This is a genomic window from Stenotrophomonas sp. B2 (assembly GCF_014947095.1).
GTDB lineage: Bacteria > Pseudomonadota > Gammaproteobacteria > Xanthomonadales > Xanthomonadaceae > Stenotrophomonas > Stenotrophomonas maltophilia_P.
On record NZ_JADCQA010000012.1, the window covers coordinates 113,286 to 137,966 of the forward strand.

30 protein-coding genes and 1 riboswitch are annotated in these 24,681 nt (G+C 67.8%); of the genes, 14 read left to right on the top strand and 16 right to left on the bottom strand.

From position 1 onward, the window contains the following. Positions 1-47 precede the first annotated feature (47 nt). Entirely contained in the window at positions 48-296 is a 249-nt protein-coding gene (locus tag IMX13_RS14775) for a DUF3297 family protein (RefSeq protein ID WP_053520274.1), read from the bottom strand. A gap of 89 nt (positions 297-385) precedes the next feature. Between IMX13_RS14775 and IMX13_RS14780 the strand changes: the two genes are divergently transcribed. Next, complete coding sequence (locus IMX13_RS14780) at positions 386-928, top strand: hypothetical protein (protein ID WP_053520273.1); 543 nt, start codon at positions 386-388, stop codon at positions 926-928. Between the two features lie 92 nt (positions 929-1,020). Here the strand turns inward: IMX13_RS14780 and IMX13_RS14785 are convergent, their stop codons facing one another. The 5 genes from IMX13_RS14785 to msrB all read right to left on the bottom strand — a co-directional run bounded on the left by IMX13_RS14785 (position 1,021) and on the right by msrB (position 4,290). After that, positions 1,021-1,296 carry a DUF4031 domain-containing protein gene (locus IMX13_RS14785; RefSeq protein WP_111186594.1) on the bottom strand — a complete coding sequence of 92 codons (276 nt, stop codon included), beginning with the start codon at positions 1,294-1,296 and terminating at the stop codon, positions 1,021-1,023. A 13-nt stretch (positions 1,297-1,309) separates the two neighbouring features. Beyond that, positions 1,310-1,807, bottom strand: a complete 498-nt coding sequence (locus tag IMX13_RS14790) for a hypothetical protein (RefSeq protein WP_053518232.1) — start codon at positions 1,805-1,807, stop codon at positions 1,310-1,312. Between the two features lie 126 nt (positions 1,808-1,933). Continuing rightward, positions 1,934-2,872 carry a flagellar motor protein MotB gene (gene motB, locus IMX13_RS14795; RefSeq protein ID WP_053518234.1) on the bottom strand — a complete coding sequence of 313 codons (939 nt, stop codon included), beginning with the start codon at positions 2,870-2,872 and terminating at the stop codon, positions 1,934-1,936. Between the two features lie 3 nt (positions 2,873-2,875). Continuing rightward, the gene (motA, locus tag IMX13_RS14800; protein ID WP_053518236.1) at positions 2,876-3,730 is read right to left on the bottom strand and encodes a flagellar motor stator protein MotA; all 855 of its coding nucleotides are present in this window, start codon (positions 3,728-3,730) and stop codon (positions 2,876-2,878) included. A gap of 92 nt (positions 3,731-3,822) precedes the next feature. Further along, the gene (gene msrB / locus IMX13_RS14805) at positions 3,823-4,290 is read right to left on the bottom strand and encodes a peptide-methionine (R)-S-oxide reductase MsrB (protein WP_053518238.1); all 468 of its coding nucleotides are present in this window, start codon (positions 4,288-4,290) and stop codon (positions 3,823-3,825) included. 140 nt (positions 4,291-4,430) lie between these two features. Between msrB and IMX13_RS14810 the strand changes: the two genes are divergently transcribed. Both IMX13_RS14810 and IMX13_RS14815 read left to right on the top strand, forming a co-directional pair. After that, positions 4,431-4,805 (top strand): classical arabinogalactan protein 4, encoded by a 375-nt coding sequence (locus IMX13_RS14810; RefSeq protein WP_193396632.1) that lies wholly within the window; start codon positions 4,431-4,433, stop codon positions 4,803-4,805. 140 nt (positions 4,806-4,945) lie between these two features. Further along, positions 4,946-5,131: a lana protein gene (locus tag IMX13_RS14815; RefSeq protein WP_193396633.1), complete on the top strand. Its 186-nt coding sequence runs from the start codon at positions 4,946-4,948 to the stop codon at positions 5,129-5,131. Positions 5,132-5,177: 46 nt separating this feature from the next. On the opposite strand, the gene IMX13_RS14820 is transcribed toward IMX13_RS14815, so the two are convergent. Continuing rightward, positions 5,178-5,657, bottom strand: a complete 480-nt coding sequence (locus IMX13_RS14820; RefSeq protein WP_053518243.1) for a winged helix-turn-helix transcriptional regulator — start codon at positions 5,655-5,657, stop codon at positions 5,178-5,180. Positions 5,658-5,806: 149 nt separating this feature from the next. On the opposite strand from IMX13_RS14820, the gene IMX13_RS14825 reads away from it, so the two are divergent. Next, positions 5,807-7,111, top strand: a complete 1,305-nt coding sequence (locus tag IMX13_RS14825; protein WP_193396634.1) for a D-amino acid dehydrogenase — start codon at positions 5,807-5,809, stop codon at positions 7,109-7,111. Beyond that, positions 7,090-8,160 carry an alanine racemase gene (alr, locus tag IMX13_RS14830; RefSeq protein WP_193396635.1) on the top strand — a complete coding sequence of 357 codons (1,071 nt, stop codon included), beginning with the start codon at positions 7,090-7,092 and terminating at the stop codon, positions 8,158-8,160. Before IMX13_RS14825 ends, alr begins: the two co-directional genes overlap by 22 nt. 104 nt (positions 8,161-8,264) lie before the next feature. On the opposite strand, the gene IMX13_RS14835 is transcribed toward alr, so the two are convergent. Beyond that, entirely contained in the window at positions 8,265-8,831 is a 567-nt protein-coding gene (locus IMX13_RS14835; protein ID WP_193396636.1) for a DUF3016 domain-containing protein, read from the bottom strand. A gap of 248 nt (positions 8,832-9,079) precedes the next feature. Between IMX13_RS14835 and IMX13_RS14840 the strand changes: the two genes are divergently transcribed. Further along, complete coding sequence (locus tag IMX13_RS14840) at positions 9,080-11,065, top strand: ATP-binding protein (RefSeq protein WP_053518251.1); 1,986 nt, start codon at positions 9,080-9,082, stop codon at positions 11,063-11,065. A gap of 44 nt (positions 11,066-11,109) precedes the next feature. Continuing rightward, positions 11,110-11,403 (top strand): DUF3247 family protein, encoded by a 294-nt coding sequence (locus tag IMX13_RS14845; protein ID WP_053518253.1) that lies wholly within the window; start codon positions 11,110-11,112, stop codon positions 11,401-11,403. Between the two features lie 73 nt (positions 11,404-11,476). Here the strand turns inward: IMX13_RS14845 and IMX13_RS14850 are convergent, their stop codons facing one another. After that, entirely contained in the window at positions 11,477-11,740 is a 264-nt protein-coding gene (locus tag IMX13_RS14850; RefSeq protein WP_053518254.1) for a hypothetical protein, read from the bottom strand. Positions 11,741-11,899: 159 nt separating this feature from the next. Between IMX13_RS14850 and IMX13_RS14855 the strand changes: the two genes are divergently transcribed. From IMX13_RS14855 to IMX13_RS14865, 3 genes are read left to right on the top strand one after another with little or no spacing between them, the layout of a single operon-like run. Next, on the top strand, positions 11,900-12,964 hold the full coding sequence (locus tag IMX13_RS14855) for a class I SAM-dependent methyltransferase (RefSeq protein WP_180875793.1): 1,065 nt from the start codon (positions 11,900-11,902) through the stop codon (positions 12,962-12,964). Then, entirely contained in the window at positions 12,961-13,662 is a 702-nt protein-coding gene (locus tag IMX13_RS14860; protein ID WP_180875792.1) for a pseudouridine synthase, read from the top strand. The genes IMX13_RS14855 and IMX13_RS14860 overlap by 4 nt, the downstream gene beginning before the upstream one ends. Beyond that, positions 13,659-14,348 carry an HAD family phosphatase gene (locus tag IMX13_RS14865; RefSeq protein ID WP_193396637.1) on the top strand — a complete coding sequence of 230 codons (690 nt, stop codon included), beginning with the start codon at positions 13,659-13,661 and terminating at the stop codon, positions 14,346-14,348. Before IMX13_RS14860 ends, IMX13_RS14865 begins: the two co-directional genes overlap by 4 nt. Before the next feature lie 111 nt (positions 14,349-14,459). Here IMX13_RS14865 and fabB read toward each other — a convergent pair whose 3' ends face one another. Beyond that, a complete protein-coding gene (gene fabB, locus IMX13_RS14870) occupies positions 14,460-15,668 on the bottom strand; it encodes a beta-ketoacyl-ACP synthase I (protein WP_065182526.1) in 1,209 nt (402 codons plus the stop codon). Continuing rightward, positions 15,668-16,183 (bottom strand): 3-hydroxyacyl-[acyl-carrier-protein] dehydratase FabA, encoded by a 516-nt coding sequence (fabA, locus tag IMX13_RS14875; protein WP_053518264.1) that lies wholly within the window; start codon positions 16,181-16,183, stop codon positions 15,668-15,670. The genes fabB and fabA overlap by 1 nt, the downstream gene beginning before the upstream one ends. A 190-nt stretch (positions 16,184-16,373) precedes the next feature. Here fabA and dinB point away from each other — a divergent pair, with 190 nt between their 5' ends. Next, entirely contained in the window at positions 16,374-17,468 is a 1,095-nt protein-coding gene (dinB, locus tag IMX13_RS14880) for a DNA polymerase IV (RefSeq protein WP_053518266.1), read from the top strand. Positions 17,469-17,481: 13 nt separating this feature from the next. Here the strand turns inward: dinB and IMX13_RS14885 are convergent, their stop codons facing one another. Together IMX13_RS14885 and IMX13_RS14890 are read right to left on the bottom strand one after the other, a co-directional pair. Then, positions 17,482-18,393: an MBL fold metallo-hydrolase gene (locus IMX13_RS14885; protein ID WP_193396638.1), complete on the bottom strand. Its 912-nt coding sequence runs from the start codon at positions 18,391-18,393 to the stop codon at positions 17,482-17,484. A 47-nt stretch (positions 18,394-18,440) separates the two neighbouring features. Further along, positions 18,441-19,079, bottom strand: coding sequence for an NAD(P)H-binding protein (locus IMX13_RS14890; RefSeq protein ID WP_065175377.1), 639 nt, complete (start codon positions 19,077-19,079; stop codon positions 18,441-18,443). A gap of 109 nt (positions 19,080-19,188) precedes the next feature. Between IMX13_RS14890 and IMX13_RS14895 the strand changes: the two genes are divergently transcribed. After that, the gene (locus IMX13_RS14895; RefSeq protein ID WP_065175376.1) at positions 19,189-20,118 is read left to right on the top strand and encodes a LysR family transcriptional regulator; all 930 of its coding nucleotides are present in this window, start codon (positions 19,189-19,191) and stop codon (positions 20,116-20,118) included. 62 nt (positions 20,119-20,180) lie between these two features. Next, the gene (gene gph / locus IMX13_RS14900; RefSeq protein ID WP_193396639.1) at positions 20,181-20,849 is read left to right on the top strand and encodes a phosphoglycolate phosphatase; all 669 of its coding nucleotides are present in this window, start codon (positions 20,181-20,183) and stop codon (positions 20,847-20,849) included. A gap of 27 nt (positions 20,850-20,876) precedes the next feature. Here gph and btuB read toward each other — a convergent pair whose 3' ends face one another. Beyond that, complete coding sequence (btuB, locus tag IMX13_RS14905; RefSeq protein ID WP_193396640.1) at positions 20,877-22,718, bottom strand: TonB-dependent vitamin B12 receptor; 1,842 nt, start codon at positions 22,716-22,718, stop codon at positions 20,877-20,879. Positions 22,719-22,833: 115 nt separating this feature from the next. Continuing rightward, a riboswitch (cobalamin riboswitch) is annotated at positions 22,834-23,056 on the bottom strand. A gap of 152 nt (positions 23,057-23,208) precedes the next feature. Between btuB and IMX13_RS14910 the strand changes: the two genes are divergently transcribed. Beyond that, entirely contained in the window at positions 23,209-23,787 is a 579-nt protein-coding gene (locus IMX13_RS14910; RefSeq protein WP_065175373.1) for a histidine phosphatase family protein, read from the top strand. Between the two features lie 15 nt (positions 23,788-23,802). Here the strand turns inward: IMX13_RS14910 and IMX13_RS14915 are convergent, their stop codons facing one another. Both IMX13_RS14915 and IMX13_RS14920 read right to left on the bottom strand, forming a co-directional pair. Beyond that, positions 23,803-24,165: a TfoX/Sxy family protein gene (locus IMX13_RS14915; RefSeq protein ID WP_180875786.1), complete on the bottom strand. Its 363-nt coding sequence runs from the start codon at positions 24,163-24,165 to the stop codon at positions 23,803-23,805. Continuing rightward, positions 24,162-24,644 (bottom strand): GAF domain-containing protein, encoded by a 483-nt coding sequence (locus tag IMX13_RS14920; protein ID WP_193396641.1) that lies wholly within the window; start codon positions 24,642-24,644, stop codon positions 24,162-24,164. Before IMX13_RS14920 ends, IMX13_RS14915 begins: the two co-directional genes overlap by 4 nt. Between the last annotated feature and the right edge of the window lie 37 nt (positions 24,645-24,681).

The following is a 24,681-nucleotide window of genomic DNA, read 5'->3' on the forward strand; positions in this document are numbered from 1 at the left end:
GGGGTCGGATCCCTTTTCCGCGGAAAGGGATCTGACCCCGGGCTCCGTCAGGCCGGCTTCTGGTCGAGGAAGTAGGCCTCGACCTTGCCTTTGACCTTGATTGTCATCGGGTTGCCGCGACGGTCACGGGCCTTGCCGGCCTGCACGCGGATCCAGCCTTCGCTGACCGAGTATTCCTCGACGTTGTCGCGCTCGACGTCGTTGAAGCGCACGCCGACGCCGCGCTCCAGCGCCTGCGCATCATGGAAGGGGCTGGCCGGATTGATCGCCAGGTGGTCGGGAGGGGTATCGCTCATCGCATCATTCACAGTGACGGCCACCAAGGCCGGCTTCAGCGATACAGGATAAACCGTAGAATGCCGGCCTGCCCCAAGGAGTTCCCGCCATGCCCGACAACAGCGACTACTTCGACTTCGAGGAGGACGTCCATGATTTCGATGAGGATGGCTTCGAAGCGCGGGTCTGGAATCTGCTGGTACTGATCAACCCGGGCGACGAGGAGCTGGCGCTGCAGCAGTTCAACCGCTGGCGCGAGCTGCTGGCCGAAGCCGGCGAACCGCTGGAGGCAGACGCCGATTGGCTGCCGCCACTGCTGTCCGCGATCGGTTGGCAATCCGGCTTCGAGGTGGAGCGGGATGACCTGGAAACGCTGATATCGGCGGTGAACGAGCTGTCCGCGCGCTTCAACCTGCAGCTTGACTGGGGCGGCGACCTGGACGATGAGGATTTCACCGAAGACCTGGATGGCGTGCAGCTGATGTCCACCGCCTTCGACCGCCTGCGCGAGCACAACTACACGCTGTGGAGCGTGGATGCCGGCAGCGCGGGTTTCACCGGCTGGATGGCACTGACCCGTGACGATGACGCCATGCTGGCGCTGTGCTCGCTGCTGAACGTGGAAATCCGCCTGGGCAGCGACCCGTTCTGAGCGTCATCCCGGTTCGCCGGGCATGGCCCGGCGCTACCCCATCCCGGCACGCAAAGTAGCGCCGGGCCATGCCAGGTGGGGGGCGCTGCGGCCTACGGCCGGTACTGTGCCCGCGCGTTGGCGATCACCGCTTTCACCTGTGCGCGGTCCGTGTGCCGTGAAATGGCCACGGCACCCAGTGCGATCGCCTGTGCGCGCAGCTCGGTGGTGACGTCGTAGTGCGCGCCGCTGGCTTTGTTCTGGAAGGCCCGGCGGGGGATGCCGAGCTGCGCCGCCATGGCGTGCAGCTCGGCCAGGGTGTCGGCCATCAGGTGCGCCCAGCGCTGGTCGCGCCAGGCATGCACTGCGTCATCGACGTAGACCGTCACCGCCGCGGCCGGATCAGGCCTGCGGCTTGCCGTCGGCGTCGGCGGCCGGAGCAGCCTCGGCGTCAGCGGTACCTTCGGCAGCGCTGGCTTCTTCGGCCACATCGCCTTCAGCGGTCTCGCCCTCAGCTTCCACGCCTTCGAACTCGGCGACCAGCGCGTCCAGGTACTCGTCGGCGGTCTGGCCCGCTTCGGCGGCCAGGGTATCCAGCAGCTTCTGCAGCAGTTCGGAATACTCCAGGCTGACCTTGCGGCCTTCCTTCTCCTGCACGTTGGCCAGGTGCTTGAGCATGGCCAGCATCGGCACCGGGTTCTCGGCATTGCCCATGGTCTGACCGCCGATGGCCAGCAGCCACTCGCGACCCTGCAGGCCGATGGCGGCGACCACCTGGCCGTCCTCGCTGGTCAGCACGGCGTGGTTCTGCACCTGCTGCTGGGCGTTCAGACGGAGGAACGGGCGCTTGGCCTGCTGCTTCTTGCGCTGGTCGCGCTTGGCCTTGGAAGACTTGGACATCGGGGGTGTCACCTGAAAACGGAAAGACCCCCATTGTACCGGGTGCGCCGGGCCATGCCCCTGGTGGGTGCGGACCTTGGTCCGCATGTTTTCCCGGATGTGCGGACCAAGGTCCGCACCCACCGTCTACTTTGCCTCACCCTGCGCCGCCTGTACGTCCGCGTCGATGACCGGCGCCGACAGACCCACCTGTGGACCGGCGCCGGCCAGCGCGGCCTGCTCGGCGGCGCGGGTCATCACCACGATGCTGATGCGGCGGTTGATCGGGTTCTGCGGGTCGGCCCGGTCGAACAGCACCGAGGAGGACAGGCCGACCACGCGGGTGATCTTGCTGTCCTCCAGTCCGCCATCGATCAGGGCGCGGCGGGCCGCATTGGCGCGGTCGGCGCTCAGTTCCCAGTTGCCGTAGCCGCGGGCGGCGGTGTAGGCGGTGATGTCGGTGTGGCCGGTCAGGCTGATCCGGTTCGGCACGTGGTTCAGGTACTCGGCCAGCTCATGCAGGATCTGCTGCGTGTACGGCTTGAGCGTGGCACTGCCGAGGTCGAACATGGGCCGGTTCTGCTTGTCCACGATCTGGATGCGCAGGCCTTCCGGGGTCAGGTCCAGCAGCAGCTGGTCCTTGAACGGCTCCAGCGCCTGGCTGCGGCTGATCGCTTCCTGCAGTTCCTTCATCAGCTGTTCCAGCTGCTGCTTGTCGCGCTGCTGCTGGTCCACCGGGTGCGGCACGGCTTCCTGCTGGTTCTGGAAGGGATCGTTGCTGCTGCCACGCGAGATGTCGGTGGCGCCGCCGAGCTTGATCATCGACGTGCTGGCACCGCCCGGCCCGGCCATGCCCGGGGCCGGCGTGGCGCTCTGGCCACTGAGCGGGCTGGGGTTGCGGAAGTATTCGGAAATGGCCGCACGATCGTTCTTGCTGGTGGTGGCCATCAGCCACAGCACCAGGAAGAAGGCCATCATCGCGGTCACGAAGTCGGCATAGGCCACCTTCCACGAGCCGCCATGGTGGGCGGCATGGCCGGCCTTCCTGACCTTGCGGACGATGACGGTGGGTTTGCTCTCGGCCATGGCTTACTTGACCGTCTTCAGGTGCTGCTCGAAATCGGAGAAGGCCGGGCGCACGTTCGACGGCAACGTCTTGCGGGCGAATTCCAGCGCGATCTTCGGGTTGTAACCGCGCAGGCAGGCCAGCAGTGCGGTCTTCACCGATTCGTAGATGCGGCTGTCCTGCTCGGCACGTGCTTCCATCGCCGCTGCCATCGGGCCGACGAACCCGTAACCCAGCAGGATGCCCAGGAAGGTGCCGACCAGCGCACCGGCGACATGGCCGCCGACCTCGACGATGTCGCCGCCGATCGAGCCCATGGTGATGACGATGCCCAGCACCGCCGCGACGATGCCGAAACCGGGCAATCCGTCGGCCACCTTGGTCAGCACCTGCGACGGGGCCATCGCTTCGGCGTGGTGCTTTTCCAGCTCCAGTTCGAGCAGCGGCTCCAGTTCATGCGGCTCGATGTTGCTGCCGATCATCAGGCGCAGGCAGTCGGTGATGAAATCGATCAGGTGATGGTCGGCCTGCACCTTCGGATAGTTGCCGAACACGGCGCTCTCGGCCGGGCGTTCGACGTGGTCCTCCAGCGCCATGAAGCCTTCCCGGCGCGCCTTGTTGAGCAGTTCGTAGAGCAGGCTGAGGACGTCGATGTAGTCCTGCTGCTTGTAGCGCGGGCCCTTGAACACGCCGACGATGGCCTGCAGCGTCTGCTTGACCGTCTTGGCCGGGGTGCCGACCAGGAACGCACCCAGCGCGGCACCGCCGATGATGACCAGTTCGTAGGGCTGCCAGAGAGCCCCCAGGCGGCCGTGGGCACCGAGGTAGCCCCCGATCACGCTGATGATGACGACCAGGAATCCAACGATGATGAGCATGGGGCAACGCAGGGAGGGGGGATATCTCCTTGTCGGCCCACCCTGCGGATTTCTGAAGAGGGAATTCTGTGAAACCAGTCGGCGGGGTTGTCTCAGCCCGCCACGCCGCTTTCCGCACCGCCACGCTGCAACGGGTTGGGCCAGGCCTCGCCGTTGCCGGCAAACGAAAGTGAGACGGAGTTCAGGCAGTGGCGCTCATGGGTGGGCGGCGGCCCGTCCGGGAACACGTGGCCGAGGTGGCTGCCACAGCGGGCGCAGGTGATCTCGGTGCGGATCATGCCGTGGCTGGTATCGCGGATCTCACGCACGTGTGCCGCGTCGTAGGGGGCGAAGAAGCTCGGCCAACCGGTGCCGGAATCGAACTTGGTGCTGGAGCGGAACAGGGGCAGCCCACACAGCCGGCAGCAGTAGACACCCTCACGCTTGTTGTCCAGGAACACGCCACAGAACGGTGCTTCGGTGCCGTGCTGCAGCAGCACGCGGCGTTCTTCGCTGCTGAGGCCGGCGACCAGCGTGTCGGTCTGGGAGGCGGTAGGGGGCGTCAGGTCGAAGGCACTCATGCTGGCTCTCCGTGGGGTCGATGGCCTGGGGATGCCTGCAGACGTGGGGGTGTGACCGCCGTCTTGCAAGTGTGAGCTGCGTTCATGGGCGGCACACGGGCGCGGGCGCATGGTAGGGAGGATTCCTGCTGGAGCGTGCCATGAAGACCCTTTCCGTCTGGGTGCTGTCGGCTCTGCTGCCCCTGTCGGCACAGGCCCAGGTGCCCACCACATCGCCGACCACCACCCGCAGCGCCACCACCGTGGCGCCAGCGCCGGTGACGCCGCCCCCACAGCCGGCAAGACCGCAGCCGCAGGTCCTGCCGTCACCGCAGCCGACGCAGCCGATCAAGTCCACCGGCCCGGCGCAGGTAGTGCCGACGCCGGCGCCGAAGCTGCCGGACAAGGTCTATGACCGCAACGGGCGCATCGTTCCCGGCGTAAAGCCGGTCGGCCCGAACCGTGTGTTCGACTCCCGTACCGGCCGCTACTACGACAGTGTGCCGGCCGGCAGTGGCCAGCAGGTCAAGCCATAGGGCAGCCCGCCACCGCCCGCGGCGGGCGGTGACCACGCCGGCTGAACGCCTGAAAACACACTGCTGCCGCTCACGGCTTTTTCGCCTGTGATTAACCGCCGCAGGACCACCGTGGCCCTGCGCCGGCATCCCGCCGTCGCATGTCCTTCGTCCTTTGGATCGCGATCATGAAGAACCCGCAGAACCGTCATCCCGGCAAGGAAGCGCAGAGCCATAAACCGCAGCAGCAACAGCAGCAGATGGACCCGCAGCGGCCGCAGAAGGGCGGCAAACAGCAGGAGACAGGTCAGCAGCAGGGCTCGATGAAGCACCCGCAGCAGCGCTGACGCCCCCTGGAACAGGGCCGGAACCCGCAGCGCGGGCTCTGGCCCTTCATTCGGGAATCGGCAGGCTGAGCGTCTCCTTGACCTCTTCCATGACGATGTAGCTCTTCGATTCGCGCACGTGCGGCAGGGTCAGCAGGGTGCTGCCCAGCAGTTTGCGGTAGGAGGCCATCTCGCTGATCCGCGCCTTCAGCAGGTAGTCGAAGTCGCCCGACACCAGATGGCACTCGAGCACGTTGGGCAGCTTCAGCGCCGCGCGCCGGAACTCCTCGAAGATGTCGCCGGACTTGTAGGCCAGGCTGATCTCCACGAACACCAGCAGGCTGGCTTTCAGGGCCGTGGGATCGAGGTGGGCGTGATAGCCGGTGATCACGCCCTCGCGCTCCAGCCGGCGCACGCGCTCGGTGCACGGGGTGGTCGACAGGCCCACGCGCTCGCCCAGCTCGGTAAAGGAAATGCGGCCTTCGGCCTGGAGGATGCGCAGGATCCTGCGGTCGATCTTGTCCAGTTCACGGGGGCGGGCGGCCATGGGCGTCAACCTGGGGAAGTGAATCACGGGGAAACATCTTGCCCGCAGCGTGAAAAACAGGCAAATCGCCTATGAATGGAAGAATATACTTCCCCGATTATGGCCCTGGCGTGCTCAAACGCAGGGAATGATCGGGTTGGAGAATTTCCATGCGAGTCCTAGTTCTCGGCAGCGGCGTGATCGGCACCACCAGTGCCTGGTACCTGCGACAGGCCGGGTTTGATGTCACGGTCGTCGACCGCCAGCCCGGCCCCGCGCTGGAGACCAGTTTCGCCAATGCCGGCCAGCTGTCATTCGGCTACACCTCGCCCTGGGCCGCGCCCGGCGTGCCGAAGAAGGCGATCGGCTGGCTGTTCGAGAAGCATGCACCGCTGGCGATCCGTCCCGGCATGGATCTGGCCCAGTACCGCTGGCTGTGGCAGATGCTGCGCAACTGCACCCACGAGCGCTATGCGATCAACAAGGCGCGCATGGTGCGCATGTCCGAGTACAGCCGTGATTGCCTGAACGAGCTGCGCGCGCAGATCGGCATCGAGTTCGAGGGGCGCGACCTGGGGACCACCCAGCTGTTCCGCACCCAGCAGCAGCTGGATGCCTCGGCACAGGACATCGAGATCCTGGCCCGCTATGGCGTGCCGTACGAAGTGCTGGATCGCGCCGGCATCATCGCCGCGGAGCCGGCGCTGGCGCACGTTGATGGCCTGGTCGGTGCGCTGCGCCTGCCGCGCGACCAGACCGGCGACTGCCAGCTGTTCACCCGCCGCCTGGCGCAGATGTGCACCGACGCCGGTGTCGAGTTCCGATTCGACCAGGACATCAGCGCCATCGAGTCGGATGGAGAGCGCATCACCGGCGTGCGCATCGCCGGCAAGCTGGAGACTGCCGACCGCTATGTGGTCGCGCTGGGCAGTTACTCGCCGGCGCTGGTCGCGCCGCTGGGCATGCGCCTGCCGGTGTACCCGCTGAAGGGGTATTCGTTGACCCTGCCGATCACCGATCCGGCCATGGCTCCGACCTCGACCATCCTCGATGAGAGCTACAAGGTTGCTGTAACCCGCTTCGACAACCGCATCCGTGTCGGTGGCATGGCCGAAGTGGCCGGTTTCGACCTGTCGCTGTCACCGCGTCGCCGCGAGACCCTGGAGCTGGTGGTTCGTGACCTTTACCCGAAGGGCGGGGACCTGTCGCGCGCGCAGTTCTGGACCGGCCTGCGCCCGGCCACGCCGGATGGCACGCCGGTGATCGGCGCCACGCCCTTCCGCAACCTGTATTTCAACACCGGTCACGGCACCCTGGGCTGGACCATGGCGTGTGGTTCAGGTCGCTACCTGGCCGACCTGATGAGTGCACGCCAGCCACAGATCAGCACTGAAGGCCTGGACATCTTCCGCTACGGCCAGTTCGGCCATGCCCCGCAACACGAGAGCCGCACATGCGTCCTGCCCGCGCGCTGATCGATCTGCACGCGCTGCGCAGCAACTACCGGCTCGCCCGCGAGCTGGGGGGCGGCAAGGCGCTGGCGATCATCAAGGCCGATGCCTATGGCCATGGCGCCGTGCGCTGCGCGCAGGCCCTGGAAGACGAGGCCGACGGCTTCGGGGTGGCGACCATCGAAGAAGCGCTGGAGCTGCGCAAGGCCGGTATCCGCGCGCCCATCCTGCTGTTGGAAGGCATTTTCGAAGCCAGCGAGATGGCGCTGGTGGCCGAGCATTCGCTGTGGTTCTCGGTCGGCTCGCCGTGGCAGCTGGAAGCGCTGGCTGCCTTCGACAGCCCGCATCCGTTGACGGTCTGGCTGAAGCTGGACAGCGGCATGCATCGCCTGGGCATGGACGTGGAGACCTTCCGCGCCGCACACGCGCGCCTGCAGGCGATGCCGCAGGTGGAGCGGATCGTGCTGATGACCCATCTGGCGCGTGCCGATGAACTGGACAGCGAACGTACCCACGAGCAGGCCGCCACCTTCGCACGTGCAATCGAGGGCCTGCAGGGTGAGACCAGCGTGTGCAATTCGCCGGCCCTGCTGGGGTGGCCCGACGTGCGCAGCGACTGGGTGCGCCCGGGGCTGATGCTGTACGGTGCCAACCCGCTGCCGGACGACACGGATCTGACCGGGCGGCTGCGTCCGGTGATGACCATGCAGTCCAAGGTGATTGCCGAGCGCTGGATCGAAGCCGGTGAGCCGGTGGGATATGGCGCGCGCTTCGTGGCCAAGGCGCGTACACGCGTGGGCGTGGTGGCCCTGGGCTATGCCGACGGCTATCCCCAGTTCGCGCCGAACGGCACCCCGGTACTGATCGACGGCCAGCCTGGTGTGCTGATCGGCCGGGTTTCGATGGACATGCTGACGGTGGACCTGACCGCACATGCGCAGGCCGGCGTTGGCAGCGTGGTGGAACTGTGGGGGCAGGCCCCGACGCTTTCGGAACTGGCGCCACGTTGCGGGGTGAGCGCCTACCAGCTGCCCTGCGCGGTCAAGCGGGTCGCCCGCGTCTACCGCGATTGATGCGCCGCCGGGCATGGCCCGGCGCTACCGGATGTCCAAAGCGCCATGCCCGGCGGATGTCGGATGTGCAGCGGTAGCGCCGGGCCATGCCCGGCGGGTGCCGGTCAACGCGCGGCGGTGGCCTGGGCGGTCAACTGCCGCTTCACCCAGTCATCGATCAGCCGCTTCTCGTAGCGCAGCGGATCGCTGTCGCTGCGCAGGCCGAGGGTGTGCAGGTAGCCGGTATCGGTCAGCTTGGCCTCGCCCTCGTCGACGATGCGGCCGCTGGCGTCCTTCAGCGTGTACTGCAGGGTGATGCGCGGCGGATAGATGTCGCGCATCACGCGGATGTCATTGGCGCGCGGGCCATGCCACGGTTCGTAGTCGCCCGCGCGCTTGATGTCGACCAGGGTGATGTCCAGCGTCTGCCCGGCCTGCAGCGGCTTGGCGGCGCTGGTCTGCAGGTAGCGCGCCAGCTGCTGCACCCAGTCGCCGCGTTCGGCCTCGAAGCGGTTGTGGCTCTGGCGGATCTCGGTGAATGTCGCCGGATCGTTCCACTGCACGTTGACCGGGCCGTCGGCCTGCAGCGTGCGCGGCGCATCCGGGCTGGTGACGGTGCGCGGCGCGCCGTTCGCAGCACCCGCGGCAAGGGCCGCGGCCAGCAGCAGGGTGGCGGACAGAGAGCGGTTCATGGCGGTCTCCTGCGTCCCCGGAATGGGGGCGGATGTTGATCTCGCATCGAGTGTGATCCTGCCGGCGGGGCCCAGCAATGGCCGAATGCGTCAACAGCGTCGGCGGTTGCCGCCAATTCATGGTCGTCAACCATGACTGACGGCGCTTGACGCTGTGAATACGTCCTTTGGAAGATGCTGTGCCTCCATCCGGTACGCCCCAGACGCCCTTGTCCACACTGCCGCCCCTCGCGGAGCGCCCGCCCTTGATGGTTCCGGCGCCCGAACCCGACCTGCATCGCGGTGTGCTTGAACGCATCAACGCCGGCTTTTGTGTGATCCAGGTCATGTTCGACGCCGATCGCGCAGTGGATTACCGCTTCCTTGAGGTGAATGACGCTTTCGAGCGCCACACCGGTCTCAAGGACGCCCGCGGCAAGTGCATGAGCGCGCTGGAACCGAACCACGAGAGCGACTGGTACCGCATCTACGGTGAGGTCGCGCGCAGCGGACGGCCGGCGCAGTTCGAAATGGAAGCCCGGGCGCTGGGGCGCTCGTTCGCGGTGGACGCGGTCCGTGTGGGCCGCCCCGGCGAGGACAAGGTCGGCATCCTGTTCTTCGACATCACCGCACGCAAGCAGATGGAGCTGGAGCTGGGCGAGAGCGAGGCCCGGTTCAGCGCGTTGGCCGATGGCCTGCCGATGCCGGTCTGGGTGCTGGATGAGCGCGGACATGCGCGCTTCGTCAACAGCGCCTTCAGTGAGTTCTTTGGTGGTGACGAGACGCGTGTGCCGGAGGATGTCTGGCGCGGCCTGGTGCATCCGGATGATGCGTCGGTGTTCGAGTACGAACTGCAGGAAGCGTTGAAGGCGCAACGTTCCATGCATGCCCTCGTCCGCGCACGGCGTGCGGACGGACAGTGGCGATGGCTGGAAATGAACGCGCGTCCGCGGTTCTCGCGGATGGGTCGATTCATCGGCCTGGCCGGCAGCAGTCCGGACGTGACCGAGCGCCGCGAGATCGAACTGGCCCGTGAAGAGCTGCTGCAGTCCGAGCGCGCCGCACGCAGTGCCGCCGAGAACATGGCGCGCCTGAAGGATGAATTCCTGGCGACCCTGTCGCACGAACTGCGCACGCCGCTGACCACCATCCTTGGCTGGAGCGAGCTGTTGCTGCAGCGTGTCGACAACACCAGCCCGCTGTACAAGGGGCTGGGCGTGATCGCCAACAGCGCCGGTGCACAGAAGCGGCTGATCTCGGACATGCTCGACCTCAGCAGCATGCTGCTGGGCAAGGTGCAGCTGGAAGTGGAAGTACTGGACCTGCGCGAACTGCTGGGCGAGGCGATCGGCGCGCAGGAGCTGGTGGCCGAGGGCAAGGCACTGGACGTGCAGTTGCGGCTGCCTGAGCAGCCCAGCCTGGTGCTCGGGGATGCGACGCGGTTGCAGCAGGTGTTCTGGAACCTGTTGTCGAACGCCATCAAGTTCACGCCGGCCGAGGGCCGCATCGAGATGCAGCTGCGGGCCGACGGCAAGCACTGGGAGGTCACCGTGCGCGATACCGGTGATGGTATTGCTCCGGAGTTCCTCAATCATCTGTTCAGCCGCTTCCGGCAGGCCGACGGCACCACCACCCGCCGCCATGGTGGGCTCGGCCTGGGCCTGGCGATCGTGCAGCAGCTGGTCGAGCTTCACGGCGGCACGGTCACTGCGGCCAGCGAAGGCCATGGCCACGGTGCCACGTTCACCGTACGCCTGCCGCAGCATCTGCCCGATGCCGAGCGGCGGCCGCTGCGCGAGGTGATCAGCGGGCCGATTCTGGAGCCGGTGGTCGTCGAGCCCTATCCGCTGCGGGGCATGCACGTACTGGCCGTGGAAGACCAGCCGGAAGTGCTGGAGTACCTGCGGCGCATGCTGGAAGAGCAGGGCGCGACGGTGTCAGCTGCCAGTTCGGCCGGCGAAGCGTTGGCGCTGCTGGCCGATGCCGGCCACCTGCAGTACCACGTGATGCTGACCGACATCGGCATGCCGGGTATGGATGGTTATGGGTTGGTGCGCACCCTGCGCGAAGACATGGGCGTGGATGCGGCGACCCTGCCGGCGGTGGCCGTGACCGCGCTGGCGCGTGCGGATGACCGTCGGCGCGCGCTGGCCTCGGGCTTCCAGGAGCATGTGGCCAAGCCGTACTCGGTGGCCCAGCTGGTGGCTGCGGTGCGCAAGGTGCAGGTGCCGCGCGCCGACAGCGCGCTGCACTGAGCATTCACGGTGGATCGGCGACCCTGCACGCAGGAGGTTCTCCGATGTCCCGTATTGCTCCACGCATCCATACCGACCCGGCCCAGATCGCGCGCCTGGAGGCCCTGCTGCCGCAGCTCGACGGCGAAACGCAGGTCGAACTGACCCTGCTTGATGGCCGCCGCCTGCTGGGCACGGTCGCCGTGCGCCCAACGGTGCAGCAGTACCGCAACGACGCCGGCGATGAAGGCAGCAACGGCCAGCTGCGCCTGGACGACTACGACACGCCGGTGCAGCAGCATCACGTCTGGCTCGACGAGATCGCCAGCATCCGCCAGCTGCCACCCAGAACGACGTGATCCGGCAGGGGGCCGGGCTCACGCCCGGCTGCGGTCCGCACGCCCGGGCCTCGGCTCGGGCGCGACAGGCACGTCAGTGCTCGAACACCGTCGGGGTTGCCTCGAACCGCCGGGCATAGGCGCGCTCCTCCGCCACCCGCGCCACCTCGTCGTCGGCCAGGTCCGGTGCGCCGTATACCGCGTATGCCACGCTGCCATCGGCGCCGTGGCCGACCTGGTGCAGCCGGTAGCGTGAATGTCCACCGCCGGTGTCCTCGGGGTAGTGCACGGGAGGATGGCTGCCTTCCAGGTCCATTTCGCTGTTGTCGACCACGCCACCGACGAACAAGGCACGCATGCGGATTCTCCTGCTGGAAGTCTCGGGGGACCTCTACCCTGAAGGGTCCGATGTTGCTGGGGCATCAATGCCCCGTTGAAGTTTCGCAAAGTGGCCTGCCGGGCCGGACCGCGCGAGCCGGTACAATGGACGGCCCTCACGCTTCAAGTAACCGCGCCGATGGCCGCCAGCGACGACGCCCCCCTGCAGACCCTGTTCCTGCCGTTCTCCCAGGGCGCGCTGCGCTGGCCGGACGGGCCGGTTGCGTTCCTGCGTGCCCGCGACGGCTGGCCACTGCGTGAGCAGGCCGGCGGGCGCGAGGTGCACTGCGAGCAGAGTTTTGCGCCGTTCGCGCAGCCCCTGCAGCAGGCCGCCGGCTGGACCGTCAGCGGCCAGCTTGACGATGTCGCGGGCCGGGGCCGCTACCCGCTGGTGCTGGTGCTGCCGCCGCGCCAGCGCGAGGAGGCCCGCGCGCTGTTCGCCCGTGCCCTGGCATTGGCCGCAGAAGGGGGCCGCATCGTCGCCTGCCAGTCCAACAACGAGGGCGCGCGCTCCGGCGAAGGTGACCTCAAGCAGCTGGCCGGCCTCGGCGGCAGCCTGACCAAGAACCATTGCCGGGTGTACTGGACCCCGCCACTGCAGGGCCAGCACGATGCCGACCTGGCCAAGCGCTGGAGCGCGCTGGATGCGGTGCGGCCGATCGTGGGTGGCCGCTTCCTCAGCCGCCCGGGCGTGTTCGCCTGGGACCGCATCGACCCGGCTTCGGCGCTGCTGGCCGAGCACCTTCCGGCCGATCTGGCCGGACGCGCGGCCGACCTCGGGGCCGGCTATGGCTACCTGTCGCGCGAGCTGCTGGAGCGTTGCCCGAAGATCACCGCGCTGGATCTGTACGAAGCCGAGCAGCGGGCCCTGGCACTAGCCGAGCTGAATCTTGCACCACCGCCGCGCCCGCTGCCGCTGCGCTTCCTGTGGCGGGACGTCACCGCCGGCATCGAGCCGGGGTACGACGTCATCATCAGCAATCCGCCGTTCCATACCCCGTCGCGCGCGGACCGGCCGGATATCGGCCAGCGCTTCATCGCCGTGGCGGCGCAGGCGCTGCGCCCGGGTGGTCGCCTGTACGTGGTGGCCAACCGCCACCTGCCGTACGAACACACGCTCAACGACAGCTTCGGCGCGGTGCGCGTGGTCGCCGAGCGTGACGGGTTCAAGCTGGTCGAAGCGGTAAAGGGGAAGGGCCGATGAAGCTGGTCAAGCACATCGCCAACCTGGGCTATGGCAGCCGCAAGCAGGTGCAGTGGATGTTCCGCGAAGGCCGTATCACCGATGCCGACGGCGAGGTGCTGTATGCCGACGACCAGGTGCCGCACGAGGCCGTGCGGGTCGACGGCGAGCCGCTGGATCCGCCGCCGGGGTTGTCGATCGCGCTGCACAAGCCGGCCGGCTACACCTGCTCGACCAAGGACACCGGCCGCCTGATCTACGATCTGCTGCCACCGCGTTTCCGCGACCGCGACCCGGTGCTGTCCACGGTCGGCCGGCTGGACCGCGACACCAGCGGCCTGCTGCTGCTGACCGACGATGGCGGCCTGCTGCACCGGATCATCTCGCCGAAGTCGAAACTGCCCAAGATCTACGAGGTGGAGCTGGCCCAAGACCTGCGCGGCGACGAAGTGGCCCTGTTCGCCAGCGGCACGCTGATGCTGGAGTCGGAGAAGACCGCCCTGCTGCCGGCTGAACTGGAGGTGCTGGGTCCACGCAAGGCGCGCCTGGTACTGCATGAAGGCCGCTACCATCAGGTGCGCCGCATGTTCGCCGCTACCGGCAACCATGTGCAGGCACTGCACCGCAGCCGCGTCGGTGGCCTGGACCTGGAGGGGCTGGCCGAGGGGCAATGGCGGCTGCTGACCTCCACCGACCTGGATACGCTGTTCGCTCCATGACTGTCATCGCTGCGCTGCCGTTTCTTCCCGACGCCGTCATCTTCGACATGGACGGCCTGATGATCGACAGCGAGCGGGTGTCCATCGCCTGCTGGTGTGAGGCTGCCGAAGCGTTCGGCCTGCCGCTGGATGCATCCTTCTTCGTGCGCATGGTCGGCCTTGGCGATCGCGACAGCCAATCGCTGCTGCGCCAGCAGGGCGTGGAGGACAGCGTGATCGAGGCGATGGCGCTGCGCTGCCATGATCTGTATGAGCAACGCACGCAGACCGGCCTGCCTCTGCGGCCGGGCATCCTGGAGCTGCTGGAACTGCTGAAGGCGCATGCGATTCCGCGTGCGGTGGCGACCACCACGCGTCAGCCGCGGGCCAACCGCAAGCTGGGCGCTGCCGGTCTGCTGCCGTACTTCGATGCAGTGATCACCAGTGGCGACGTGGCGCGGCCGAAGCCGGCGCCGGACATCTACCTGCTGGCCGCACAGCGGCTGGGGCAGGCGCCGGAGCGCTGCCTGGCGCTGGAGGACTCACCTGCGGGAACGCGTGCGGCGCTGGCCGCAGGGATGACCGTGATCCAGGTGCCGGACCTGGTGCATCCCGATGAGGAACTGCGCGCGCTCGGCCATCGCATCGTCGGCTCGCTGCGCGACGCGCACGCCCTGCTGCTGCCGCTGCTGCCGCGCCCGGCGTAGGCGCGCGCTGCCTTTGCGCCGGGCATGGCCCGGCGCTACCAGAGGCGGTGCTGCCGACTACGCGGTAGCGCCGGGCCATGCCCGGCGACCGTGCAGGCCAATGGCGGGCGATCAGACCCGACCGAACACCAGGGCCGCGTTGGTGCCGCCAAAGCCGAAACTGTTGGACATCACCGTGTCCAGCACCTGTGCGCGGCTTTCGCGCAGGATCGGGAAGCCTTCCACCGCCGGGTCCAGCTCGCTGATGTTGGCCGAGCCGGCAACAAAGCCATCGCGCATCATCAGCAGGCAGTAGATGGCTTCGTGCACGCTGGCCGCGCCCAGCGAATGGCCGGACAGCGCCTTGGTCGAGGACAGCGGCGGCACGGCCTCGCCGAACACCTCGCGGATCGCGTTGAGTTCGGTGACATCGCCCAGCGGGGTCGAGGTACCGTGCGTGTTGAGGTAGTCCAGCGGGCGGTCCACGTTCTGCAGTGCCATCTTCATGCAGCGCACCGCGCCCTCGCCGGACGGTGCCACCATGTCCGCACCATCGGATGTCACGCCATAACCGATCAGCTCGGCATAAATGCGTGCGCCGCGCGCAACCGCATGATCGTAGTCTTCCAGCACCAGCATGCCGCCACCACCGGCGATGACGAAGCCGTCGCGGTCCTTGTCGTAGGGGCGCGACGCGCTGGCCGGGGTGTCGTTGAAACTGGTCGACAGCGCGCCCATCGCATCGAACATCACGCTCATCGACCAGTGCAGGTCTTCACCACCGCCGGCGAACATGATGTCCTGCGCGCCGTGCCGGATCATGTCCGCGGCGGCGCCGATGCAGTGCGCCGACGTCGCGCAGGCCGCCGACAGCGAGTAGCTCACGCCCTTGATCTGGAACGCGGTGGCCAGGCACGCCGACACGGTGGAGCACATCGTGCGAGGCACCATGTACGGGCCGACCTTGCGCACGCCACGTGCACGCAGCAGATCGACCGCGCCGATCTGCCACTCGCTGGAGCCGCCGCCGGAGCCGGCGATCAGGCCGGTGCGCAGGCCACTGACCTGCGCCTCGTCCAGCCCGGCATCGGCGATGGCATCGCGCATGGCGATGTAGGCGAACGCTGCTGCATCGCTCATGAAGCGCTTCTGCTTGCGGTCGATCAGGGCGTCCAGGTCGAGGTCGACACGGCCGCCGATCTGGCTGCGCAGGCCCGCTTCGGCGTGGTCGGCCAACGCGGTGATGCCGGCACGCCCCTCGCGCAGTGCGGAAGAGACGGTATCCAGATCATTGCCGAGGCAGGACGTGATGCCCATGCCGGTGATGACGACACGACGCATCAGAAGCTCCCGGTTTCGGTGAACAGGCCCACGCGCAGGTCGCGAGCGTTGTAGATCTCGCGATCGTCCACATACATGCGGGCGTCGGACTGGGCCATCACCAGCTTGCGGTTGATGACGCGCGTGATGTCGATCTCGTAGCGCACGCGCTTGGCGTCCGGCAGTACCTGGCCGGTGAACTTGACCTCGCCGCAGCCCAGGGCGCGGCCCTTGCCGGGAGCACCCAGCCAGGTCAGGTAGAAGCCGGTCAGCTGCCACATCGCATCCAGGCCCAGGCAGCCGGGCATCACCGGGTCGCCGATGAAGTGGCAGCCGAAGAACCACAGGTCCGGGCGGATATCCAGTTCGGCGCGTACCATGCCCTTGCCATGCGGGCCGCCGTCCTCGCGGATGTCGGTGATGCGGTCGAACATCAGCATCGGGTCGTTGGGCAGACGGCCGGCGGCGGCGCCGAACAGTTCACCGCGTGCGCTGGCCAGCAGCTGGTCGCGGTTGAACGCGTGGAGACGAGTCATGAAACGCAATCCTGGAAGCGACGAACAGGGATACAAGTGCTCGAGAATGCCCTTGGAAGCGCTGCCGATCAAACATTTCAACCGTACGCAACCGTAGTGTTTTCAATGGAATACGCGCATCCTGTTGATGTGCAACGACCATACCTCGGCGTGTGGCCCACCCACGCCGAACCCGCCCCGTACACCTGACATGACCCGACTGCGCAAGATCATCCACGTCGACATGGACGCCTTCTACGCGTCGGTGGAGCAGCGCGACGATCCCTCACTGCGCGGCAGGCCGGTGGTGGTGGCGTGGCGCGGTGCGCGCTCGGTGGTATGCGCGGCGTCCTACGAAGCGCGCGTGTTCGGCGTGCGTTCGGCGATGCCGGCGATGCGTGCCGAGCGCCTGTGCCCGGACGCGATCTTCGTGCCGCCGGACTTCGCGCGTTACAAGGCCGTGTCGCGCCAGGTGCGCGAGATTTTCCTGCGCCATACCGACCTGGTCGAGCCGCTGTCGCTGGATGAGGCCTATCTGGACGTGACCGAGCCGAAAAGTGGCATCGAGCTGGCGACCGAGATCGCACGCACGATCCGCGCACAGATCCGCGACGAGACCCAGCTGACCGCTTCAGCGGGCATCGCGCCGAACAAGTTCCTGGCCAAGATCGCCTCGGACTGGCGCAAGCCCGACGGCCAGTTCGTGATTCCACCGCAACGGGTGGACGCATTCCTGGCGCCGCTGCCGGTCAGCCGCGTGCCCGGCGTGGGCAAGGTGATGGAAGGCAAACTGACGGCGCGCGGCATCATCACCTGCGGTGACCTGCGGCAATGGGCGCTGGCGGATCTGGAGGACGCGTTCGGCAGCTTCGGCCGCAGCCTCTACAACCGTGCACGCGGCGTCGATGAACGGCCGGTGGAGCCGGACCAGCCGGTGCAGTCGATCTCTTCCGAGGACACCTTTGCCGAGGACCTGCTGCTTGAAGACCTGGGCGAGGCCATTGTGCAGCTGGCAGAGAAAACCTGGAACGCCACGCGCCGGACGGAACGCGTGGGCCACACCGTGGTGCTGAAGCTGAAGACGGCGCAGTTCCGCATCCTTACCCGCAGCTTCACCCCGGACCGCCCGCCGGAATCGATGGAGGAGCTGCGCGATGCCGCGCTGGCGCTGCGCGCGCGCGTGGACCTGCCGGCCGACACGCGCTATCGCCTGGTGGGCGTCGGCCTGGGCGGTTTCCGCGACAAGGAACCGGTGGTGCAGGGGGAGCTGTTCGAGCAGGCGTCGAACGATCCGCACCGCCCCTGACCGCGGTCCTGCCTCACGGCCACTGCATTTCGCCCTTGGCCACCTTCGCGCTCAGCTGCAGCGACTCCACGCCCTCCAGCCGCGGGTAACGCGCCTGCATCGCCTTCACCAGCGCCTGGCTGTCCTTCGCTTTGGCCGCTTCCGCATCGAACGCACGGATGTACCCGGCGGTGAAGCGCAGCGCACTGGCGTCCAGCGCCGCCCCTTGCGCGTAATGGCCCGGTACCACCACCTGCGGCTTCAGTGCCTGCAGTCGCTGCAGGGTCTGCAGCCAGTCGGCATGCGACTTCGGGGTCTGCGTGTCGGCCATCCACACATGCTCGCCGGCGACCACGGGGATGCCACCGACGATCGCGCGCAGTGAAGGCACCCACAGCACGCTGCGGTCCGGCGTAGGGCCATCGAGTCCGATCAAGGGCAGGCGCTGCCCTTCCAGCAGCAGCGCGTCGCCCTCCAGCACCTGCGGCACAACGATGCGCGCCGGTGCGTCGGCCCCCATCTTCGGGCCCCAGTAGGCACGCTTGCCGGCGTGGGTCTGCTGGATGTGGGCCACGGTCTGCGCAGTGGCGACGATGCGTGCGTGCGGGAAGGCGTCCTGCAGCGTGACCAGGCCGAAGTAGTAATCCGGATCGCCATGACTGATGTAGATCGTGGTCAGTTGCTTGCCGCTGGCACGGACCAGCTCGACCAGCCTGCGCGCGTCGCTGGCCGCGAACTGCGCGTCGATCAGGATCGCATCGTGGCGGCCTTCGATCAGCACCGATGACACGGAGAACATCGCCTGCGGGCCAGGATGGAAGTACTGCAGGTGCAGCTGTGATTTCGCCGCCGTGGCCGGCGCCGGGGCAGCCGGTGCGGCCAGCAGCGGGGCGCTGGCGAAGCTGGTGACCAGTGCAAGCGGAAGCAGCAGGGCAACGGAACGCATGCGGAACTCCTTGTGCAGCGCCGGGCCATGCCCGGCATGTAGGTCGATCAGTACGCCGCAGTGATGATCTGCTTCGGGTAGGCATGCGCCTCCAGCTCCGCCACGAAGGCAGCGCCATAGTCGGCGTAGCTGATGCGGCTGTGGCCGCTGGCGTCGGCGAGGAAGGCCTTGGCCTGCACGCGGTACTGGCCACGCTCTTCGCCCGGTCCGATTTCCGCGGCCGGCGAGAAGAACGTCCAGTCGAGGTCGTCTACCGCCTGCAGGCGCTTGAGTGCTTCGCGGTGGGCCAGGGCATAAGGCTTGTACGCCTCCGGGAAATCCGGCGTATCGACCAGCTGGACACCCGGTGCCACTTCCAGGCTGCCGGCACCGCCGACCACGACCAGGCGCGGCACCCCGGCCTTGCGTGCCGCGGCTGCCAGCTGTCCGGCCACTTCGCCGACGCGGCTGATGTCATCGCCCGGACGTGGCCCGTAGGCGCTGGCCAGCACGTCGTGGCCGGCGATGGCCGCGGCCAGCGCGTCGGGATCATCCAGCGCGGCGATCACCGGATGGGCACCGGCCAGCTCCGCCGGCAGGTCCTGCGTGCTGCGCACGATCAGGGTCAATTCGTGGCCAGCGGCCAGCGCGTGGCGCGCGATCTGGCGGCCGATGTTGCCGGTGGCACCGACGAGGGCGATTTTCATGGCGAACTCCATAAGCAAGGGGAGGGGAAGACGACGGGGCCACTGTAGGACGCTGCAATTGTCCGAAAAACAGCGTATAACGCGCTTGTTTGTTGCATGGATCGAGCAGATGGATCGACTGACCGCCATGACCGTGTTCATCGAGGTGGCCGAGCGCGGCAGCCTCACGGCCGCCGCTGAGGTGCTGGACATGTCGCGGGCGATGGTCACCCGTTACCTCGCCGAGGTGGAGGCCTGGCTGGGGGCGCGCCTGCTGCACCGGACCACGCGCCGGGTCAGCCTGACCGGCCCGGGGGAGGCGGCGCTGGCGCGCTTCCGGCAGATGCTGGAGATCGGCGAGGCGCTGCAGGGCGAACTGGCCAGCGACGATCCCGAACCGCATGGCACGCTGCGGGTGACCGCCAGCGTCTCGTTCGGGCAGAGCCATCTGGCGCGCGCCGTGGCCGACTTCGTCAAGCGCCATCCGGCGGCGCGCATCGAACTGCTGCTGGTCGATCGCACGGTGAATCTGGTCGAGGAGCGGGTGGATCTGGCGGTACGCATCGCCCGGCAGATCGATCCCAGCCTGATCGCGCGACGGCTGGCCACGTGCCGCTCGGTGCTGTGCGCCACGCCCGGTTACCTGGAGGTGCGCGGCACGCCGACCGCCCCGGAACATCTGGCCGCACACAACTGCCTGACCCATCACTACGTGGGCAAGAGCCTGTGGCACCTGCACCGCGACGGACGTTCGCAGTCGGTGGCGGTGGGCGGCAACATCAGCGCCAACGAAGCGTCATTGCTGCTCGAAGCCGTTCGCGCCAGCGCCGGCATCGCGATGCTGCCCACCTACCAGGTGGCGCCGTTGCTGCGCAGTGGCGAGCTGGTGGAACTGCTGCCGGCGTATACCCTGGACGAGCTGGGCATTCATGCGGTGTACGCATCGCGTCGCCAGCAGTCGGCGATCATGCGGCGGTTCCTCGACTTCCTGGGTGAGTGTTTCGCCAGCCCGGCCTTCCAGGATCTGGACTGGCGACCGGCGCGTGTGGAACCTGCATGACATCCCGGTGCGATGCGCACACGGCATACAATGAGCGGCCCCACGTCGTACAGGTGCGTTGCGTGTCGTATCCCTATCCGCTGGTCGTGTTCGACCTCGATGGCACGCTGGTCGACAGCGCCGCCGATATCGCCGAAGCCCTGAACCGCACGCTGGAGGACATCGGCCTGGCCCGTGTGCCGGAAGCCACCGTGCTGGGCTGGATTGGCGACGGTGTCCGCCGGCTGGTCGAGCAGGCCGTGCATGCCGCAGGGCGGCAGGTCGATCTGGCCGAGGTCATGCCGGTGTTCATGGTGCATTACCGTGAGTGCCTGCTGCGCAGCCCACGCCTGTTCGACGGTGTGGCCGAAGCACTGGCGCAGCTGCGGGAACGCGCTGTGCCGCTGGCCATCTGCACCAACAAGCCTGCAGCGCTGGTGCCGCCGCTGCTGCAGCATCTGGGCATCGGCGATGCGTTCGCGCTGGTGCTGGGCGGCGATTCGCTGCCGCAGCGCAAGCCCAGCGGCGACCCACTGCGGCACATCGCTGCACATTTCGGGTTGCCGGTGGATGCATGCCTGATGGTGGGTGATTCGTTGACCGACTACCGCGCGGCGGAAGACGCGGGAATGCCGATCGCGCTGGTGCGCTACGGCTACCCGCGTGGCCTGGACCTGGCCACCGCAGCTGCGGTGGCGGTGATCGACGATCTGCGCGAACTGCCGGGCCTGGCCGCGCGCATCCCGGTATAGCGCCGGGCCTGCGCCCGGCGCGCCTGCTCATTTCGGCTGGTAGCGCACGCTCAGCTGATACTCGCGGCCCGGCTGGTTGAACCACGCCACGGTCTCGTACCTGCGGTCGAACACATTGGTTGCCCGGGCCAGCAGCGACCATGATGGCGTGAGCGCGTACTCGGCGCGCAGATCCAACGTGCCATAGCCTCCGACCTTCACCGTGTTGGCGGCATCGTCATAGCGCTTGCCCGCACCCTGTACGGTCAGGCCGGCACGGAATGCGCCGAAGCGGCGATCCACATCCAGCCGTGCCGTCTGCTGTGCACGGCGCGGCAGCCAGTTGTCGAACTGGCTGCTGCCGTTCGTGCGGTTGCGCGGGTCGGTGTAGCTCAGCTGTGCAGCGATGTCGAAGCCGGCCAGCACGACGCCGCCGGTCAGTTCGGCACCGCGGATGCGCGCCTTCTCCACCTGCTGCATCCTGAAGGTGGCTGCATCGTAGGTGATCAGGTCATCGATGCGGGTCTCGTACACATCCAGGCCCCAGCGCCAGCTCTGGCCCTGCTGCGAAATGCCCAGGTTGGCGCTCTTCGACTTCTCAGGATCCAGCGTCGGCACGCCGCTCCACGGGTCATACAGGTCGCTGAAGGTGGGCGCCTTGAAGGCCGTGCCGTAGCTGGCGTTGATGCGCAGGCCGTGATCCAGCTCCATCGCCCAGCCGATGCTGCCGGTGGCATGGTTGCCGAACTGCTGGTTGTCGTCGTTGCGCGCGCTGGCCTGCAACTGGTGCCGGCCGAAGCGCCCCTGGTACTGCACGAACACACCGGTGTTGCGACGGCTGTCGACACGATAGCCGGCACTGCTGCCGTCCAGGTTGTCCTCACTCCAGTCCACACCGGCACTCAGCAGCTGGCCTTCGGCCACGCCGAAGTCGCCCTGCAGCGACGCGCTGTCACGATGCGTCTGCGCGCTGCCATGCACGCCGTCCGCGCCGACGTTGTCCGATTCGTTGTCACTGCGACCGACGTTGGCGGTCAGCACCAGCCGTTCGGCCGGCGTGTAGCGGACCTTGCCGGACAGTACCTGCTGGCGCGTCTCGGAGTAGTTGTAGTAGCCGTCGTAGTGGTTCTGGCCGTCGGCGCGCAGCGCGGTGCCCTCCACCGTCCACTGCTCGTTGAAGTTGTAGCCGCCGCGCAGGCTCTTGGAGAGGTTGCGGTAGCCGTCCCGGTCGGGTTCGTCGGCGAAGCAGCCGGTGAACAGCGTGGCCGAGCCCCGGCAAGCATCGATGCCATCGGAATGCTGGTAGGCGATGTCGGCGCCGAACCAGCCGCGTTCGCTGCTGCCACCGATGCCGCCGCTGGCCTCACGCAGGCCATTGCTGCCACCGCCCAGCTGCAGATGTGGCGCGAAGTCGCCCTGGTTGCGGCGGGTGAAGATCTGGATCACACCGCCGATGGCGTCGGCGCCATACAGGCTGGACTGCGGGCCGCGCACGATCTCCACGCGTTCGATCTGCGCCAGCGGCAGGTCCTGGATCATCGCCAGGCCGAGATCGGCGCTGTTGATGCGCACACCGTCGACCAGCACCACCGTGTGGCCGGAATTGGTGCCGCGCAGGAACAGCGAGCTCTGCTTGCCCAGGCCGCCGGCGTTGGTGAGGTTGATGCCGGCGCGGCCACGCAGCAGGTCCTGCAGCGACGTGGCCTGGCTGGACTCGATCTGCGTCCGGTCGATCACCTGCGCAGGCGCGATGCTGTCCTGCAGGGCGATGGGGGTGCGGGTGGCCGTGACCAGGATGGGATCGAGCGCGCGGGCGCCTTCATCGGCCTGGGCCAACGCGGGCAGGGCGGCCAATACGGCCAGGGAAAGCAATCGGGACTGCAGCTTCATCGGGGGACTCCAGGTGCCACGCACGCCCGCGTGGCGAAGGGGAGGAGCCGCGGAGGCAGGCAAGCGCCGATGCCGCAGACAGTGCTGCGGACATCCAGCGCCATGCCCACCGCATCGCGACCTGAGGCTTCCGGGCCGGTCTCCGGGCTTGCCGCCAGGCGGCGCGAGGCCACCGTCCAGGCGCCTTCCCATGCTGTTGGCACAGTGGCGGTGTTGCCTGGAACTGACGTGCTTACCGTTGCGGGGGCAGCGCCGGCATGGCGTGGGTTCACGCGTCACCGGCTTCCCGTTTCAACCTGCCGGCCATGCCGCAGGTCACCTGGAAGTGCGCGCAGTCTACGGCATCGGCATGCCCGGTGCGGCGCATATGCGGCAATGTCTGTGGAGCTGATGATCCCCAGCCACTAGAATTGCTGCTTGATCCCGTGGTGCCGTTGCCGATGTCCGCCCGTTTTCCGCTGTCCCCGCGTTGCCTGCACAGGACGCATGCATGATCCTCGACCTGGTCCGCCACGCCGGCAACGGTCGAGACGAGTACCTCGATGGCCGCAGCGATCCACCGCAGCTGGCCCGCCTGCCACAGGAACTGGTGGAGGCCTACGCCACGCAGCCCTGGGAGCGGGTGATCAGCTCGCCCCGCCTGCGGTCACTGCACACAGCGATGGCGCTGGCCACCCCGCGCGGGCTGGACGTGGATGCGGACGAGGAGTGGGAAGAACTCGACTTCGGCGACTGGGACGGGCAGGCACTGTTCGACCTGCCGGAGCAGGCGCTGGCGGCATTCCATGCTGATCCGCATGCGTATCCGCCGCCCAACGGCGAAAGCTGGGGGCACTTCGAGCGGCGCATCGCGCGTGCGCTCGACCGCCTGCTCGACGATGACGACCCGCTGCCGACCGTCGTGGTCAGCCACGGGGGCCCGCTGCGCATGGTGCTGTCACAGGTCTGCGGCTTGCCGATGTCGCTGTGCTGGGCGCTGCGCATCGACCATGGCACGCGCCTGCGGGTCAGGCTGGAGCGTGGCGAGGCAGGCCTGGTGGGCGAGCTGCTGGAGCTGCAGCAGCCCTGATCCGGCCGGCGCCGATCAGTCCTCGTCGGCGCTTCCGGCCACGTTTTCTTCTGCGTCGTCGTCTGCGTCGAATCGCTGCTCGTGCACCGGCCCCGAGGCCGGGCCGGCCGCCTTCAGCGGGTGCGCGGCGATGCGCGCTTCGTAGTCCTGCACCAGCGCCTCGCGCTGCGGCTCGCTCAGTTCCTGCCAATGGCAGTCCAGCAGGGCGCCTTCCAGCGAGTAGAGCAGGTTCAGGCTGGGCTTGAAGCCGGCGCGCTTGACCTTGACGAAGGCACCCACCGCGCCGACGGCGGCCAGATCGTCACGGCTGCGCAGACCGACCTGGCGCAGCCACGCCGCACTTTTCGGACCGATGTTGCGCAGCTTCGGCGCACTCATCCCAACGCCTCGACGAAGACGCGCGCGATGGCTTCCAGTCCGGCCTGGTCATCTGCATCGAAGCGACCGGTCTTCGGGCTGTCGATGTCGAAGACTCCGATCAGTTCATCGCCGCGCAGCAGCGGAACGACCAGTTCCGAGCGGGAGGCCGAGTCGCAGGCGATGTGGCCCGGAAAGGCATCGACATCGTCGACGCGCTGGGTCACGCGCTGGCGGGCCGCGGCACCACACACGCCCTTGTCCAGCGGGATGCGTACGCAGGCCGGCAGCCCCTGGAACGGGCCGACCACCAGCTCCTGGCCATCGTAGAGATAGAAACCCACCCAGTTCAGGTCGGGCAGGGCGTGGAAGACCAGCGCCGAGAGATTGGCCGCGTTGGCGATGCGGTCGGACTCTCCATGGACCAGGCCACGGGCCTGGTCAAGCAGCTGGGCGTATTGTTCCGGCTTGCTGCCGGTAAGCGAGGCATTGGCGAACATGACCGCAGTCTAGCAAGCGTGCCGGGCCAGCGATAAT

Excerpts from the sequence above, each read along its gene's own strand:
- IMX13_RS14920 (WP_193396641.1), bottom strand. The coding sequence starts at position 24,644 with ATGTTCGCCAATGCCTCGCTTACCGGCAGCAAGCCGGAACAATACGCC.
- IMX13_RS14855 (WP_180875793.1), top strand. The coding sequence starts at position 11,900 with ATGGCCGCCAGCGACGACGCCCCCCTGCAGACCCTGTTCCTGCCGTTC.
- IMX13_RS14885 (WP_193396638.1), bottom strand. The coding sequence starts at position 18,393 with ATGCGTTCCGTTGCCCTGCTGCTTCCGCTTGCACTGGTCACCAGCTTC.
- msrB (WP_053518238.1), bottom strand. The coding sequence starts at position 4,290 with ATGAGTGCCTTCGACCTGACGCCCCCTACCGCCTCCCAGACCGACACG.
- IMX13_RS14910 (WP_065175373.1), top strand. The coding sequence starts at position 23,209 with ATGATCCTCGACCTGGTCCGCCACGCCGGCAACGGTCGAGACGAGTAC.
- IMX13_RS14815 (WP_193396633.1), top strand. The coding sequence starts at position 4,946 with ATGTCCTTCGTCCTTTGGATCGCGATCATGAAGAACCCGCAGAACCGT.
- motB (WP_053518234.1), bottom strand. The coding sequence starts at position 2,872 with ATGGCCGAGAGCAAACCCACCGTCATCGTCCGCAAGGTCAGGAAGGCC.
- IMX13_RS14890 (WP_065175377.1), bottom strand. The coding sequence starts at position 19,079 with ATGAAAATCGCCCTCGTCGGTGCCACCGGCAACATCGGCCGCCAGATC.
- btuB (WP_193396640.1), bottom strand. The coding sequence starts at position 22,718 with ATGAAGCTGCAGTCCCGATTGCTTTCCCTGGCCGTATTGGCCGCCCTG.
- IMX13_RS14860 (WP_180875792.1), top strand. The coding sequence starts at position 12,961 with ATGAAGCTGGTCAAGCACATCGCCAACCTGGGCTATGGCAGCCGCAAG.
- IMX13_RS14775 (WP_053520274.1), bottom strand. The coding sequence starts at position 296 with ATGAGCGATACCCCTCCCGACCACCTGGCGATCAATCCGGCCAGCCCC.
- IMX13_RS14915 (WP_180875786.1), bottom strand. The coding sequence starts at position 24,165 with ATGAGTGCGCCGAAGCTGCGCAACATCGGTCCGAAAAGTGCGGCGTGG.
- fabA (WP_053518264.1), bottom strand. The coding sequence starts at position 16,183 with ATGACTCGTCTCCACGCGTTCAACCGCGACCAGCTGCTGGCCAGCGCA.
- IMX13_RS14850 (WP_053518254.1), bottom strand. The coding sequence starts at position 11,740 with ATGCGTGCCTTGTTCGTCGGTGGCGTGGTCGACAACAGCGAAATGGAC.
- IMX13_RS14835 (WP_193396636.1), bottom strand. The coding sequence starts at position 8,831 with ATGAACCGCTCTCTGTCCGCCACCCTGCTGCTGGCCGCGGCCCTTGCC.
- IMX13_RS14865 (WP_193396637.1), top strand. The coding sequence starts at position 13,659 with ATGACTGTCATCGCTGCGCTGCCGTTTCTTCCCGACGCCGTCATCTTC.
- IMX13_RS14840 (WP_053518251.1), top strand. The coding sequence starts at position 9,080 with ATGGTTCCGGCGCCCGAACCCGACCTGCATCGCGGTGTGCTTGAACGC.
- dinB (WP_053518266.1), top strand. The coding sequence starts at position 16,374 with ATGACCCGACTGCGCAAGATCATCCACGTCGACATGGACGCCTTCTAC.
- fabB (WP_065182526.1), bottom strand. The coding sequence starts at position 15,668 with ATGCGTCGTGTCGTCATCACCGGCATGGGCATCACGTCCTGCCTCGGC.
- IMX13_RS14810 (WP_193396632.1), top strand. The coding sequence starts at position 4,431 with ATGAAGACCCTTTCCGTCTGGGTGCTGTCGGCTCTGCTGCCCCTGTCG.
- IMX13_RS14780 (WP_053520273.1), top strand. The coding sequence starts at position 386 with ATGCCCGACAACAGCGACTACTTCGACTTCGAGGAGGACGTCCATGAT.
- IMX13_RS14790 (WP_053518232.1), bottom strand. The coding sequence starts at position 1,807 with ATGTCCAAGTCTTCCAAGGCCAAGCGCGACCAGCGCAAGAAGCAGCAG.
- alr (WP_193396635.1), top strand. The coding sequence starts at position 7,090 with ATGCGTCCTGCCCGCGCGCTGATCGATCTGCACGCGCTGCGCAGCAAC.
- IMX13_RS14825 (WP_193396634.1), top strand. The coding sequence starts at position 5,807 with ATGCGAGTCCTAGTTCTCGGCAGCGGCGTGATCGGCACCACCAGTGCC.
- IMX13_RS14820 (WP_053518243.1), bottom strand. The coding sequence starts at position 5,657 with ATGGCCGCCCGCCCCCGTGAACTGGACAAGATCGACCGCAGGATCCTG.
- IMX13_RS14845 (WP_053518253.1), top strand. The coding sequence starts at position 11,110 with ATGTCCCGTATTGCTCCACGCATCCATACCGACCCGGCCCAGATCGCG.
- IMX13_RS14895 (WP_065175376.1), top strand. The coding sequence starts at position 19,189 with ATGGATCGACTGACCGCCATGACCGTGTTCATCGAGGTGGCCGAGCGC.
- motA (WP_053518236.1), bottom strand. The coding sequence starts at position 3,730 with ATGCTCATCATCGTTGGATTCCTGGTCGTCATCATCAGCGTGATCGGG.